Here is a 14616-nt window from a genome sequence, read left to right on the forward strand (position 1 = left end):
GGGATGACGGGGAGGTGCATCCGTCCGTGAGGAAGGGAGCCGGAGAAGGGGGATGCGGCTGCGGAGCGAGAATCCCTAAGGCTCTGGAAACCGGCTAAGGACAAGAGGCCGGCTGCCCAAACTCGCGCTTTGGCTATCGCATGAATTTTGGTATTGGGCTCAGACAAAGGGCGCCTGCCTCTTAACGCCGGTTCCCACAGCCTAAGGGATTCTAACACTCCTGTAGATGCATCCCCCTTCTCCGGCTCCCTTCCTCACCCACTGGGTGTTTCTGATTGCTGTATCTTCATGCATGGGGGAAATAGCTTGGGGAAGCTCGGGGAGCTGGCGTAGGTTGGCCTTTTCTTATTGGATTTTTTATGTTATTCTTATAGTCAATGGCCGTGGCATAAGGGTGATTTTGGTTTTGTTTTTTGCTTTATGCCAAATCGGGCCTGACAGGAGTGAGATTTTATGGCATTTGACGGAATTACCATTGCCAGTCTGGTGCATGAGTTTAAGGATACCCTGGAGGGAGGGCGTATTTCTAAGATTGCCCAGCCGGAAAAGGATGAGTTGCTTATCGCCATCAAGAATAACAAGGAAAATTACAGGCTTCAGATATCAGCCAGCGCAAGCCTGCCGCTGATTTATCTTACGGATAAGAATAAGCCCAGCCCTATGACTGCCCCGAATTTCTGCATGCTGCTGCGCAAGCATATCGGGAGCGCACGGATTGTGGGTATCAGCCAGCCCGGGCTGGAACGGATTATTGAGTTTGAATTGGAACATCTGGATGAGATGGGGGATCTGTGCCGAAAAAAGCTGATTGTGGAGATTATGGGTAAGCACAGTAATATTATTTTCTGTAAAGAGGATAAGACCATCATCGACAGCATCAAACATGTATCGGCCCAGGTCAGCTCGGTCCGCGAGGTGCTGCCGGGCAGGGAGTATTTCATACCGCAGACCGTGGCTAAGGAGAATCCCCTTACGGTTTCCCAGGAGGAATTTGCAGGCCTGATGGGGAATGCCCCCATGACCGTGCAGAAGGCGCTGTATAACCGCCTTACCGGAATCAGCCCCATTATGGCGGAGGAAATCTGCCACCTGGCCTCCATTGATTCCGACCAGTCGGCCAATCAGCTTTCAGAGGCAGAGCTGGTGCATCTGTACCATACCTTCAGCCTGGTGATGGAGGATGTGCGGGACGGTAACTTTTCACCGGCCATTGTCCATGACGTGGATGGACCTGTGGAATATGCGGCATTTCCCCTTACCTGCTATGAAGGGGCTGATTACCATTTGGAACATGTGGCCTCCATCAGCGCGCTTCTTGAAAATTATTATGCGTCACGGGACACGGTGACCAGGATCAGGCAGAAATCCTCGGACCTTCGCAGGATTGTCCAGACAGCCCTGGAGCGCAACTATAAAAAGTACGATCTGCAGCTAAAGCAGCTGGGTGACACGGAGAAGCGCGAGAAATACCGTATCTACGGGGAACTCCTTAATACTTATGGGTATGAACTTCAAGGCGGCGAGAAGTCCCTCCGGTGCCTGAATTACTATACCAATGAGGAAATCACGGTCCCCCTGGATTCCCAGCTTTCTGCCAAGGATAATGCCAAGAAGCATTTTGACAAATATAACAAGCTGAAACGTACCTATGAAGCCTTAACCGACCTGACAAAGGAGACAAAGGCTGAGATTGACCACCTGGAATCCATCAGTTCAGCCCTGGATATCGCCCTTAAGGAGGATGACCTGGTCCAGATTAAAGAGGAACTGATGGAATACGGTTATATCAAGAAACGCAGGTCCGGTGACAAGAAGCCCAGGATTACCAGCAGGCCCTTCCATTATATCTCTTCCGATGGATATCATATGTACGTGGGCAAGAATAATTACCAGAATGAGGAACTGACCTTCAAGGTTGCCACGGGCAATGACTGGTGGTTCCACGCCAAGGGAATCCCCGGTTCCCATGTGATTGTTAAGTCTGAGGGGAAAACAGACCTTCCGGACCGGGTGTTTGAGGAAGCAGGCGCCCTGGCCGCCTATTATTCCAAGGGACGGGATAATGATAAGGTGGAGATTGACTATATACAGAAGAAGAATATTAAAAAGGTGGCTGGTTCAGCCCCCGGCTTTGTTATCTACCACACCAACTATTCACTGGTGGCAACGCCTTCCTGCAGCCTTAAGGAAGCGGACTGATATGGCCTGGGTGAACAGGAGCAGATAAAGGATTCCCGGACCGGAAAAGCAGGAACTTAAAAAACTAAAAAAACGTGCGCCGCAGGGCGCACGGCAAAAACAGCTGGCTGTTATGTTTCCATAACAGCCAGCTGATTTTACTTACCTCTGACAACCAGACTCACGCAGTGCATGCTGTGAATTAGTTGAATTTACGCTTACGGGCAGCTTCAGACTTTTTCTTACGTCTTACGCTTGGCTTCTCGTAATGCTCTCTCTTACGAATTTCCTGCTGAATGCCAGCCTTCGCACAGTTTCTTTTGAATCTGCGCAAAGCACTGTCTAAGGTCTCGTTATCTTTAACAATTACGTTTGACATCGCTCACACCTAACCTCCCTCCAGTTGTGTAATTGTGCATAATACAACTGTTTGGGTATTTTTAGCACTGCTATGATTATAGCATAAAAATACCGTACGTCAAGAAAAAAATGATATTTCTTGCAGTTATTTTGCATTTTTTTAAAGATAAGACTTATTTCGTCTGTTCTTCCACCACTTCAACTGCTTTCTTAAGGGCATTCTCAATGCCTGCCGGGTTCTTTCCGCCTGCCTGGGCCATGCCCGGACGGCCGCCTCCGCCGCCGCCCACAAGACCGGCAATTGCCTTAATCAGGTTGCCTGCATGGGCTCCCTTCTTCTGTACGGCATCCGTTGCAGTAGCCATCAGGTTTACCTTGCCGTCCTGTTCGGAGACAAGGACCACAACGCCGTCTCCCAATTTATCCTTTAACTGGTCCCCCAGGCTGCGCAGGCCGTTCATATCCACGCCTGATACCCTGGACGCCAGGACCTTGACGCCGTTTACTTCCTTCACCTGGCTCATCACGTCCCCAAGGGAATCATTGGCCAGCCTGCTCTTTAATTTCTCATTCTCAGAATTCAGGGACTTAATCTCATCTAACAGTGCGTGAATCTTTGAGGTAAGGGCTGCCGGCGTTGTCTTGGCTGCCTTGGCTGCCTCATGGAGTCCTGCCTCCATTTCCTCATAATACTTCATAAGTCCTTCTGAGGTAAGGGCTTCAATACGCCTTACACCGGCGGCAATGCCTGCCTCTGACAGGATCTTGAAGGAAGCGATATTGTTGGTATTCGCCACATGGGTGCCGCCGCAGAGTTCTGTGGAGAAATCCCCCATCTCAACCACGCGCACGGAGTCGCCGTATTTCTCACCGAACAGGGCCATTGCACCTGTCTTCTTGGCCTCCTCCAGGGTCATGATTTCAGTCACCACCGGAAGGGATGCCTGAATCTCCTTGTTGACCAGTGCCTCTACCTTTTTAATTTCCTCAGGCGTCATGGCTGAGAAGTGGGTGAAGTCAAAACGGAGCCTGCCCGCGTCCACATAGGAACCGGCCTGTTCCACATGGTCCCCCAGCACCAGGCGGAGCGCCTTCTGCAACAGGTGGGTGGCGCTGTGGTTCTTACAGATAAGGGCACGGTTCTTCTCGCAGACAGAAAGCGTCACGCTGTCATCCACCTTGAGCATACCCTTTGTCATTATACCCACATGGCCCACCTTGCCGCCCTGGAGATGTATGGTATCTTCTACTTTAAATTCACCGTTTTCATTGACAATCACACCCACATCGCCCTGCTGGCCGCCCATGGTGCCATAGAATGGGGTCTGTCCTACAATCACGGTTCCCTTCTGTCCGTCCGTAAGAGCCTGGACCAGTTCATCCTCCGTGGTCAGCACCGTAATCCTTGAAACCGCGCTGAGCTTATCATAACCCACGAATTCCGTTGTGATGGAAGGGTCAATGGACTGGTAAACGGTCACATCCGCGCCCATGTAATTGGTTGTCTTGCGCGCCTTCCTGGCTTTTTCCTTCTGCTCCTTCATGGCAGCGTCAAAGCCGTCCTCATCCACCCCGTATCCCTTTTCCTCCAGGATTTCCTTGGTCAGGTCCAGCGGGAATCCATAGGTATCATACAGTTTAAATGCATTGGTCCCGGACAGTGTCCTGCTGCCCTCCTTCTGCATCTCCTCTTCCATCTCGCCCAAAATCATAAGGCCCTGGTCAATGGTCTTGTTAAACTTATCCTCTTCCTCAGACAGGACCTTGAATATCATGACCTGCTTTTCTTCCAGTTCAGGATATCCATCCTTGCAGAGTTCAATCACTGTCCTTGAAAGCTCTGCCAGGAACCTGCCTTCAATCCCAAGCTTCCTTCCATGACGGGCAGCCCTGCGCAGCAGACGGCGGAGCACATACCCCCTGCCTTCATTGGAAGGCATGATTCCATCCGATATCATGAAGGTACAGGACTTGACATGGTCTGCCACAATACGCAGGGAGACATCTGTCTCATGGTCTTTCTGGTATTCGGTGTGGGACAGTTCACAAACCCTGTCAAGAAGGGCTTTGTTGGTGTCCACGGTAAACAGGGAATCCACGCCCTGGACCACCACGGCCAGACGCTCCAGCCCCATGCCTGTATCAATGTTCTTATGCTCCAGCTCCGTGTAATGGCCATGTCCGTCATTATCAAACTGGGTAAATACATTGTTCCACACTTCTATATAGCGGTCACACTCACAGCCCACCGTACAGTCCGGGCTGCCGCAGCCATACTGTTCCCCTCTGTCATAGTATACCTCGGAACAGGGGCCGCATGGACCGGATCCGTGCTCCCAGAAGTTGTCCTCTTTGCCGAACTTAAAAATGCGTTCAGCCGGGATTCCAATCTCCTTGTTCCAGATATCAAACGCCTCGTCATCCTCCAGGTATACGCTGGGATACAGCCTGTCAGCATCCAGGCCGACCACTTCCGTCAGGAACTCCCAGGTCCAGGCAATTGCCTCATGTTTAAAATAATCGCCAAAGGAGAAATTGCCCAGCATCTCAAAAAAAGTACCATGTCTGGCAGTCTTGCCGATATTCTCAATATCACCGGTACGGATGCACTTCTGGCAGGTGGTCACGCGTTTTCTCGGCGGAATCTCCTGTCCGGTGAAGTACGGCTTCAAAGGGGCCATACCGGAATTGATTAAAAGCAGGCTGTTATCATTATGCGGAACAAGGGAAAAACTCTTCATGGCAAGATGGCCCTTGCTCTCGAAAAATTCAAGGAACATCCGGCGGAGTTCATTCACGCCGCGGTACTGTGGTTCTTTCACTTTATCTTCCTCCATATCATCACATCATAAATTACATAACCGTCATTTTACCATATTGGTATATATTTATCAAGACTCACTTCACAAAATAAGCGGGAAAACCAAGGATTTTCCATTGGTTTTCCCGCTTATCCATTACTTTATGCATTCCCTTTCCCTGCCAGGCATATCAGATAACCGGGGTGAGCGCCTACTGCCCGGATACGGCATCCGTGGTTTCCTCTTCCACCGGGGCAGGAAGGCCGTTGGCCTGCTCATATCTGCCAGCCAGCTCATACGCCCTGTCCCTGGTAAGGCTTGCCAGGGTTGCCGCATATCCGATCCGTTCCACCGAACCGCCGCTTTTACCTGTGTTCTCTGCAGCCTTTGTCTCCCTGGTCTTCAGCCACTCCTGCTGTTCTGCAGCCAGCCTGGCCGCATCTTCCTGGGGCAGAAGCTCAAGGAGTGCATTATAAATGGTATTCAGTTCCCCTTCCCACATCTTAAGTTCGGTTTCAGCTGAGGTTTTGATGGAATAGACATTGGAATCCGTCTCCTGCTCGCGCATCTTCTGTATCTGCGAATCCAGGTCCATCAGGCGCTGCCTGTAATCTATGGTGAGGAGCATCTTTGATTCAGTCTCTTTTGCACCTGTCAGCGGTGATATGGGCATCTGTTCCACAGGCACTTCATCTTCCGAATATATCTGGACCGCCTGGACACCGTCCTCATCCGATGCAGCAGTCTCCTCTGCCGCGGCTTGGGCTTCTGCCCTGTCTTCCATAGGGGAGGAGGCATATGCGGCGCCTGGCCCGGCTCCTGCTGCCGGGGAAGCACTGAGGCTCCTGTCCATGGGGGCGGAAACCTCTGCGGCTTTCCCTGCCTTCTGTTCCTCTTCCTTCACTTCAGATGCAGATGCAGGGGAAGGTGCTCCTGCAGGCATCTCGCCAGCCGTTGTTGCTGCTGTATCCATGGCTGTTGCCTGGCTTTTTACGTAGTACTTGGTATAATGGGTGACCCCGGTCCCTATCACCAGGATGCAGATAATTACAATCCATATTCGTTTATCCTTCATCGTCACACTTCCCTGCTGTGTTCTTGTCACTACATTATCACAAAAAAACAGGAAAGGGAATATGCAGATGAAAGGAGTAATAGATTGTAAGAGATACGTAAGAAATCAGCTTTCCAGTCCCTCATCAACCATCAGGTCATCACCGTCAGCCGCCGAAGTTGCCAGCTGGTCGCAGCGCTCGTTCTGCGGATGGCCTGCATGTCCTTTTACCCAGATAAAGGTGACCTGATGGGGCTCCTTTGCTTTCAGAAGCCGTTTCCACAGGTCAATATTCTTGACAGGACCGCTTTTTCCGCGGTTCCATCCCTTTGCAATCCAGCTGTCAATCCATCTCTGGTTAAATGCATCTGTCAGGTACTTGGAATCGGAATACAACTCTACCTGGCACGGCCGGTTCAGCGTCTCCAGTCCCATGATGGCAGCCATCAGCTCCATCCTGTTGTTGGTCGTGCGCACGTATCCGCCGGACAGGGTCTTCTCATGCAGCTGTCCCTTATTGTCCGTGAAATGCAGCACTACCCCATAGCCTCCCGGGCCGTCAGGGTTCCCTCTGGCTGAACCATCCGTATAAATCTGTACTTTACTCATGTATTACTGTCTCCTGTCCTCACTGTCCTTATCTGGCCCATTTATCGCAGAGGGCCAGTATCTGTTCTGTAAAATGTGTTAAATCCTTATTGGCCCCTCCCTGGTTACGGTTAATCACATCCATAAGAAGCTTCCCCGCATCCACAAGACGTGTATAGACACCCGTTGCCCTGCGTCTGGCTTCCGTCTCTTTCTCAATCAGTACAGGCTCAGCTTCCTTAATCCAGCATCCCCTGATCAAATCAAACTGCGAACCGGAAAAAGGCGCCCTGGCTTTCAGTTTCAGCTGGGTATCCAGCATATCCGCAAATGCGGTGCAGGACTCCTCATCGCCATGGACCACAAACACATAATCCGGCCGTTTCTCAAAGGAGGATATCCATGTAAGCAGGCCATCCCTGTCAGCATGCCCGCTGATTCCTTCAATATTCTCAATATGGGCCCTTACATCAATCTCCTCGCCAAAGATCTTCACGGTCTGTGCACCGTCCTGAATCAGGCGCCCCAAGGTCCCCTCTGCCTGGTATCCGGCAAAAACAATGGAGCATTCCGGCCTCCAGAGATTATGCTTCAGATGATGCCTGATACGGCCCGCATCGCACATACCGGCCGCGGATATGATTACCTTGGGCGTCATATCGAAGTTGATGTTTTTCGATTCCTCACTGGTAATGGAAAGCTTAAGCCCAGGGAAGTCAATGGGGTTGATCCCCTTTTCCACCAGCGCCTTTGTCTCATCGTCATAACATTCCAGCATGTTTTCCTTAAACACATGGGTGGCTTCCACTGCCAGCGGGCTGTCCACATAGACGTCAAAGCCGTCATGTCCCTTGACCAGCTTTTCATCCTTGATATGCCGTATCAGATACAGCAGTTCCTGGGTACGTCCCACTGCAAAGGCAGGGATTACCACATTGCCGCTGCGGTCCAGGGTCTCCTGGATGATGCGGGCCAGGCTCTCCACATGGTTCACGCCTTTTTTGTGGTAGCGGTTGCCATAGGTGGATTCCATCACCACATAATCCGCCTCGTCAATATACTGCGGATCCCTTATGAGGGGCTTATTCTTATTGCCGATGTCCCCGGAGAATACAATCTTTTTAGTATGGCTTCCCTCGCAAGCCCATATCTCTATGGATGCAGATCCCAGCAGATGCCCCACATCCGTAAAACGCAGGGTCAGGTTATCATTGAGTTTGAATTCCTGCCCGTAAGCCACCCCTTCAAAATGCTTCAGCACATCTTCGGCATCCTCCATGGTATAAAGGGCCTCCACCTCGGTGCGGCCTGCACGGCGCGCCTTTCGGTTCTTCCACTCGGCCTCCATCTCCTGTATGTGGGCGCTGTCCTTCAGCATGATATTGCACAGGTCAACGGTTGCATAGGTGGCTATCACCCGGCCCCGGAACCCCCTTGCATAAATCCAGGGCAGCATGCCCGCATGGTCGATATGGGCATGGGTCAGGAATACATAGTCGATTTCACGGTAGCTTACAGGAAGTTCCGCGTTCTGATAGACATTGTTTCCCTGTTCCATGCCACAGTCGATTAATACCTTTGTTTCCCCTACTTCCAGAAAATGACAGCTTCCAGTCACCTCATGATCCGCCCCGATAAATGTTAGTCTCATCTGCATTCTCCCCTCTGCGTATAATATAGTCCCGCCGCATAAATATTCTGTCAATTCTGGCTACAGTATACCATGTTCTCGGTATGAATGCAAATAGTATCGCTATATTTACACAATTTCCTAAAACCTGTCATGCTTTCAACACACCGACGGGTAACTGTTGATTTCAGATAATGATGCATATCATCCCGCCGTTGCTGTCATTGATGATTTTCTGCAGGGTATCCTGAAGCTTAAGCTGACAGTCTTCCGTCATCTGTGAGACCTTTGCCTGAATCCCATCCTCCACAATCTGCTCAATGGATTTACCGAAAATGTTGGTGTTCCAGATTCCGTCATCGCTGTCCCTGGCATTTTCCTTAATGTAGGCAATCAGGTCCTGGGCCTGCTGTTCACTGCCCACGATTGGCGCAATCTCTGTCTCTATATGGGCCTTAATCAGGTTGATGGAGGGGGCTTCCGCCTTCATCTTCACACCATACTTGTTGCCATGCTTGATGACCTGGGGTTCATCCAGGACAATCTCAGAGCGTTCCGGCGTCACTACCCCGTAACCTTTAAGGCGTACCTGGGTCAGGGCGTTCTGGACCTTTTCGTATTCCTTCTGCATATTGGCCAGGCTGCTTAAGGTCTGCATCAGCTGGTATTCCCCCTCAATGGGAAGTCCCACATAGTCACTGAGGATCTGGTAATAATAGCTGTCATCCATATCCACCTGCACGGCCACCCGTCCGTCCGCCATCTGCATATTCTTTACATTCATGGAGCGTATGGTGTCCGTGTTCTGTCCAGACAGTTCACCGGCCACATCCTTCATATGGCTGACCTTCTGGATGACCCCCCTGGCAGCCTGGATGACCTGTGCCTTCAGCCAGTGGGTGGCAGGAAGGATTTCCAGCCACTTAGGAATATGGAAGTCCATCTCCGTGACCGGGAATTCCTTCAATACCCGCTCCAGGATATGGAAAACATCATCCTTTTTCAGCTGTTCGCAGTTGACCGGAAGCACGGATACACCGTATCCTTCCGACATTTCCTTGGCCAGCTTGGCTGTCTCATCGGAGTAGGGCTTCATGGAATTGAGCAGGACCACGAATGGTTTCCCAAGCTTTTTCAGTTCATCAACCGTCTGTTTCTCAGCCGCTATGTATCCGGGACGTTTTATTTCCCCTATGCTGCCATCCGTGGTCACCACGATTCCTATGGTGGAGTGGTCATTGATGACCTTCCTGGTTCCCAGTTCCGCGGCCTGGGTAAAAGGGATGTCGTAATCAAACCAGGGTGTCTTCACCAGGCGTTCCTCGCCGTTTTCCACATGGCCTGCGGCCCCGTCCACCATGAAGCCCACACAGTCAATCAGCCTTACCTTGGCTTCAATCCCATCGGCCAGATTAATCTTGGCTGCTTCCTTGGGGATGAACTTGGGTTCTGTTGTCATTATGGTCTTTCCGGCAGCACTCTGGGGCAGTTCATCACGGCTTAAATTGCGCAGGTTATCATCCTCCATTGCAGGAAGCACCAAAAGTTCCATGAACCGCTTGATGAACGTTGATTTACCTGTGCGCACCGGACCTACCACGCCTATGTATATCTCTCCGCCTGTTCTCGCTTGAATATCCTTGTATACATTAAAATTGTCCATAAATATACCCCCTTGCTATGCTTTTATAATATATGCACAGGGAATTATGGGTATGATAAAGAATTGCGGATGTTTTTTTATTGAATTATCAGTGAAAATATGGGATATATAATCCAGAATTGCCGCAGACGGCATCAAATCCATTGAATCAATCCGATAAACAGATAGGTATATAAGCCAGCCAAAGTTTGACTCCCGGGCTGGCTATGCTGATTTCTTTTCTAGAGCCTCCACTCTGCGCTCCACTTCCTGTATCATCTGCAGTAAAAGAGCCCCGTTAATATCATCCAGTTTCTTAATCCTGTAATACTCGGTCATCTCGTCCAGTCTCTGCTTCATGTCATCCAGCTGATCCTGAAGCTTAATATGGATACGGTCCAATTCGCCCAGTATCAGGTTCTCGGACGCAGCAAAACGCTTGTCCAAATGCTTCTCCAGCCATTCACGCTCTTCGGCAAACCGCATCTCCATCCGTTTTCCAAAGCACTCATCCTGTTCTTCGAAACGGGCATCGTTCCGTTTCTCCTGTTCTTCAAAACGGGCGTCTATACGCTTCTCCTGCTCCTCGAACCGCGCGTCTATCCACTTCTCCTGCTCCTCGAACCGCGCATCCATCCGGTCCTCCATGCGCATCTCTGATGCAGTTATCTCTTCCTTCATAACAAGACGGATCATTTCCAAGTCCTGTCTGTCAAGCATCGCCTCACTCCTTTCAAATATTTATTCCGGCCGTAAATTATATATAGCATAATCACGCAGGGATTTCAAGAGTGGATTTCAGAATATGGAAAGGAGCAGAATCCTGTATCAATCCCGCTCCCTTTCATTCATCTTTTTATATCCTTTATTCGCTCAGGTATGCCTTCTTCACCTGGTCGTTATTCATCAGTTCTTTTGCATCGCCGCTGAGCGCAATGTTCCCTGTCTCAAGCACATACGCCTTATCCGCAATGGACAGGGCCTTCTTGGCATTCTGCTCCACCAGGAGCACGGTAGTGCCGTCCCCGTTAATCTTCTGGATGATATCAAATATCTCATTCACATAGATAGGGGAAAGGCCCATGGAAGGCTCATCCATGACAATCATCCTGGGATGGCTCATAAGCGCCCTTCCCATGGCAAGCATCTGCTGCTCGCCGCCGGACAGGGTTCCTGCGGGCTGGTTCTTACGCTCCTCCAGGCGCGGGAAGCGGCTGTACACCATCTTAAGGGTTGCTTCCATCTCTTCCTTATCCTTCCTGGTGTAAGCCCCCATCTTCAGGTTCTGAAGCACGGTGAGGGTTGCGAACACACGTCTTCCCTCAGGCACATGGGCGATTCCCATGCCCACCAGCTTATATCCGGGAACCTTGGTTATATCCGTACCTTCATAAACAATCTTACCGGATTTTGCATTAATCAGCCCGGTAATGGTATGCAGGGTTGTTGTCTTACCTGCCCCGTTGGCCCCGATCAGCGCCACGATTTCTCCCTGGTCCACATCAAAGGAGATTCCTTTTATGGCCTGGATCACGCCGTAATAGACTTCCAGGTCCCTGACTTCAAGCATAGCCATACTATCCTCTCCTCCTATTCACCAAGATATGCTTTGACAACTTCCGGATTGTGAAGCACGGTGCTGGTAGGTCCCTGGCACAGTACCTGGCCGAAGTTCAGCACGGTCAGTTCCTCACAGATGCCGCTTACCAGCTTCATGTCATGTTCAATAAGAAGGATTGTCATATCAAAATTATCGCGTACAAAGCGGATGGTGTCCATAAGCTCCGCTGTCTCATTGGGATTCATGCCCGCTGCCGGTTCATCTAAAAGCAGAAGCTTTGGTTTTGTGGCAAGGGCCCTGGCAATCTCCAGCTTTCTCTGCTTGCCGTAGGGAAGGTTGGATGCCTTGTAATCGCACTCTTCATCCAGACCGAATACTTTTAAAAGCTCCATGGCCTTCTCATCCATCTGCTTCTCCGTCTTATAGTACTGCGGAAGCCGGAAAATACCTGCTGCCGTGGAATATCTGTACTGATTGTGCAGTCCTGCCTTTACATTGTCCAGCACGGACAGGTCCTTAAACAGGCGGATGTTCTGGAATGTCCTGGCAATGCCGGACTGGTTAATCTCCGTTGTCTTCCTTCCCGTTACATTGATGCCGTTTAACTCGATGCTGCCGGCATCCGGTTTATAAACACCGGTCAACAGGTTGAATACCGTTGTCTTCCCGGCGCCATTGGGTCCGATCAACCCATAGAGCTGTCCCTTATCTATGCTTATCTGGAAATTATCAACCGCCTTGAGGCCGCCAAAGGAAATGCTTAAATTCTTAACTTCAAGTAATGCCATCTTACGCTGCCTCCTTTGCCGGTTTCTTATCTTTCCTGCCAAACCTGTCCATGATGCGTTCACGCATCGTCACGAACTGCGGTGCGGAGTTGAAAAGCATGGCCAGGATCAGTACGATTGCGTACATAAGCATACGGTAATTGCTGAGTCCCCGGAGCATTTCCGGAAGGAGGTACAGGATGACCGTCGCTATGACTGAACCACGGATGCTTCCGATGCCGCCCAGGACCACATACACAAGGATCATGATGGACATGTTGTATCCAAAGTTCTTGGGCTGCGCGGTAAGGGTGGTCAGGTTATGGGCATACAGCACGCCTGCAACACCCGCAAGTCCTGCTGAGATGGAAAATGCCAGCAGCTTGTACTTCGTGATATTGATGCCAATGGACTCTGCTGCAATACGGTTGTCACGGATAGCCATGATGGCGCGTCCTGTACGTGAATTAACCAGGTTCATCACAATGAACAGGGTAATGAGCACCAGGATGACGCCTATGGTAAAGGTGGCTGCCTGGGGCGTGCCCGTGATTCCCTGGGCACCCTTAATGAGGATTTCCCCGCCCTCTTCCAGCTTCAGGGACATGGAATCCTTAAAGGATATGTGGAAACCGGAGGCATCCCGCCCCAGGTAAATGGCATTGACCAGATTCTTAATGATCTCGCCAAAGGCCAGGGTCACGATTGCAAGATAATCCCCCCTCAGGCGGAGGACTGGGATTCCAATCAGCATACCGAACACAGCCGCCGCCGCTGCGCCGATTACAATGGCAATCACCAGGCTCAGGGTGGGATTGATGGAACCCTTCATGCATTTAGAGAACAGGGCGCCTGCAAATGCGCCCACGCACATGAAGCCTGCATGTCCCAGGCTCAGTTCACCCAGAATCCCCACGGTCAGGTTCAGGGAAACCGCCATGATCACATAGATACAGAAAGGAACCAAAAGCCCCTTTAACAGACTGGATACATGGCCGGTGCCAACCAGGACCTGCATGATGATATAGGCTGCAATTACAATCCCATATGTAATCATATTATTGATGAATGTCTTACGTTTTGCATTACTCTTCATACCGGCACCTACACTTTCTCATTAATCTTCTTGCCCAGAATACCGGTGGGCTTGACAAGCAGTACGATGATCAGCACAGAGAATACGATGGCATCGGACATCTGTGAGGATATGTATGCTTTTGAAAGGATTTCAATCACGCCCAAAAGGATTCCGCCGATAAACGCTCCCGGGATGGAGCCGATGCCGCCGAACACGGCCGCAACAAAGGCTTTGATACCCGGCATGGAGCCTGTATACGGGGTAAGGGAGGGGTAAGCAGAGCACAGGAGCACACCTGCAATGGCGGCCAGTGCTGAGCCAATCGCAAAGGTAAGGGCAATGGTGCCGTTTACATTAATCCCCATCAGGGTTGCCGCGCCCCTGTCCTCAGAAACAGCAAGCATGGCCTGGCCTGCTTTGGACTTATTGATGAATGTGGTTAAGCCGAGCATGATGATGATACAGGTAAGGATGGTCACAATGGTCTCACCTGTAATGGTCATCTGTCCGTCTGCCAGCTTGATGGCAGGAATGGTGACAACGGACGTAAATGACTTCGTATCCGCGCCGAATATGAGCAGGGCCACATTCTGCAGCAGATAGCTGACACCGATGGCCGTAATCAGTACGGCAAGAGGTGAAGCGCCGCGCAAAGGCTTATACGCAATCCGCTCAATGGTCATACCCAGCAGCGTACATGCCAGGACCGCCACAAGAATACCCACCAATGGCGGGAACCCCATGGTGCTGACCGTGACAAATACCACGTAGCTGCCAATCATTATAACATCGCCGTGAGCGAAGTTCAGCATTTTGGCAATGCCGTAAACCATTGTATATCCAAGAGCTATGATGGCATATACACTGCCCAGGCTTATGCCGTTGATTAAATAGTTAATAAAGCCCATACCTGCACCTCTTTGTCTGAAGTCTTTTTTGATTTACCGCTGTGAAGCA

12 protein-coding genes are annotated in these 14616 nt (G+C 50.7%); 1 reads left to right on the forward strand and 11 read right to left on the reverse strand.

Features of this window, described 5'->3' with window-relative positions; all coding sequences use genetic code 11:
• Window positions 1–453 precede the first annotated feature (453 nt).
• Window positions 454–2199: an Rqc2 family fibronectin-binding protein gene (locus tag LK536_RS31260; RefSeq protein ID WP_227794931.1), complete on the forward strand. Its 1746-nt coding sequence runs from the start codon at window positions 454–456 to the stop codon at window positions 2197–2199.
• 181 nt (window positions 2200–2380) lie between these two features.
• On the opposite strand, the gene rpsU is transcribed toward LK536_RS31260, so the two are convergent.
• From rpsU to LK536_RS31315, 11 genes are all read right to left on the reverse strand, one after another.
• On the reverse strand, window positions 2381–2557 hold the full coding sequence (gene rpsU, locus LK536_RS31265) for a 30S ribosomal protein S21 (RefSeq protein ID WP_004613829.1): 177 nt from the start codon (window positions 2555–2557) through the stop codon (window positions 2381–2383).
• Window positions 2558–2711: 154 nt separating this feature from the next.
• Complete coding sequence (alaS, locus tag LK536_RS31270) at window positions 2712–5375, reverse strand: alanine--tRNA ligase (protein WP_235712054.1); 2664 nt, start codon at window positions 5373–5375, stop codon at window positions 2712–2714.
• Between the two features lie 175 nt (window positions 5376–5550).
• Window positions 5551–6414: a lysozyme inhibitor LprI family protein gene (locus LK536_RS31275; RefSeq protein WP_227794933.1), complete on the reverse strand. Its 864-nt coding sequence runs from the start codon at window positions 6412–6414 to the stop codon at window positions 5551–5553.
• 105 nt (window positions 6415–6519) lie between these two features.
• On the reverse strand, window positions 6520–7002 hold the full coding sequence (gene rnhA / locus LK536_RS31280) for a ribonuclease HI (RefSeq protein ID WP_008725463.1): 483 nt from the start codon (window positions 7000–7002) through the stop codon (window positions 6520–6522).
• A gap of 28 nt (window positions 7003–7030) precedes the next feature.
• Entirely contained in the window at window positions 7031–8632 is a 1602-nt protein-coding gene (locus tag LK536_RS31285; RefSeq protein WP_331472077.1) for an MBL fold metallo-hydrolase RNA specificity domain-containing protein, read from the reverse strand.
• A 166-nt stretch (window positions 8633–8798) separates the two neighbouring features.
• Window positions 8799–10274 carry a stage IV sporulation protein A gene (gene spoIVA / locus LK536_RS31290; protein ID WP_008725461.1) on the reverse strand — a complete coding sequence of 492 codons (1476 nt, stop codon included), beginning with the start codon at window positions 10272–10274 and terminating at the stop codon, window positions 8799–8801.
• 204 nt (window positions 10275–10478) lie between these two features.
• Window positions 10479–10973 (reverse strand): hypothetical protein, encoded by a 495-nt coding sequence (locus tag LK536_RS31295; RefSeq protein WP_227794935.1) that lies wholly within the window; start codon window positions 10971–10973, stop codon window positions 10479–10481.
• Between the two features lie 145 nt (window positions 10974–11118).
• On the reverse strand, window positions 11119–11829 hold the full coding sequence (locus LK536_RS31300; RefSeq protein ID WP_025482044.1) for an ABC transporter ATP-binding protein: 711 nt from the start codon (window positions 11827–11829) through the stop codon (window positions 11119–11121).
• Window positions 11830–11843: 14 nt separating this feature from the next.
• A complete protein-coding gene (locus tag LK536_RS31305) occupies window positions 11844–12602 on the reverse strand; it encodes an ABC transporter ATP-binding protein (RefSeq protein WP_025482045.1) in 759 nt (252 codons plus the stop codon).
• A 1-nt stretch (window position 12603) separates the two neighbouring features.
• Window positions 12604–13677 (reverse strand): branched-chain amino acid ABC transporter permease, encoded by a 1074-nt coding sequence (locus LK536_RS31310; protein ID WP_008725458.1) that lies wholly within the window; start codon window positions 13675–13677, stop codon window positions 12604–12606.
• A gap of 8 nt (window positions 13678–13685) precedes the next feature.
• Window positions 13686–14567 carry a branched-chain amino acid ABC transporter permease gene (locus LK536_RS31315; protein WP_008725457.1) on the reverse strand — a complete coding sequence of 294 codons (882 nt, stop codon included), beginning with the start codon at window positions 14565–14567 and terminating at the stop codon, window positions 13686–13688.
• Between the last annotated feature and the right edge of the window lie 49 nt (window positions 14568–14616).

The sequence above is a fragment of the Clostridium pacaense genome (assembly GCF_020709765.2).
Taxonomy (GTDB): Bacteria; Bacillota; Clostridia; order Lachnospirales; family Lachnospiraceae; genus Enterocloster; species Enterocloster hominis.

Coding starts and splice junctions, on each gene's coding strand:
- LK536_RS31260 (WP_227794931.1), top strand. CDS start 454: ATGGCATTTGACGGAATTACCATTGCCAGTCTGGTGCATGAGTTTAAG.
- rpsU (WP_004613829.1), bottom strand. CDS start 2,557: ATGTCAAACGTAATTGTTAAAGATAACGAGACCTTAGACAGTGCTTTG.
- alaS (WP_235712054.1), bottom strand. CDS start 5,375: ATGGAGGAAGATAAAGTGAAAGAACCACAGTACCGCGGCGTGAATGAA.
- LK536_RS31275 (WP_227794933.1), bottom strand. CDS start 6,414: ATGAAGGATAAACGAATATGGATTGTAATTATCTGCATCCTGGTGATA.
- rnhA (WP_008725463.1), bottom strand. CDS start 7,002: ATGAGTAAAGTACAGATTTATACGGATGGTTCAGCCAGAGGGAACCCT.
- LK536_RS31285 (WP_331472077.1), bottom strand. CDS start 8,632: ATGAGACTAACATTTATCGGGGCGGATCATGAGGTGACTGGAAGCTGT.
- spoIVA (WP_008725461.1), bottom strand. CDS start 10,274: ATGGACAATTTTAATGTATACAAGGATATTCAAGCGAGAACAGGCGGA.
- LK536_RS31295 (WP_227794935.1), bottom strand. CDS start 10,973: ATGCTTGACAGACAGGACTTGGAAATGATCCGTCTTGTTATGAAGGAA.
- LK536_RS31300 (WP_025482044.1), bottom strand. CDS start 11,829: ATGGCTATGCTTGAAGTCAGGGACCTGGAAGTCTATTACGGCGTGATC.
- LK536_RS31305 (WP_025482045.1), bottom strand. CDS start 12,602: ATGGCATTACTTGAAGTTAAGAATTTAAGCATTTCCTTTGGCGGCCTC.
- LK536_RS31310 (WP_008725458.1), bottom strand. CDS start 13,677: ATGAAGAGTAATGCAAAACGTAAGACATTCATCAATAATATGATTACA.
- LK536_RS31315 (WP_008725457.1), bottom strand. CDS start 14,567: ATGGGCTTTATTAACTATTTAATCAACGGCATAAGCCTGGGCAGTGTA.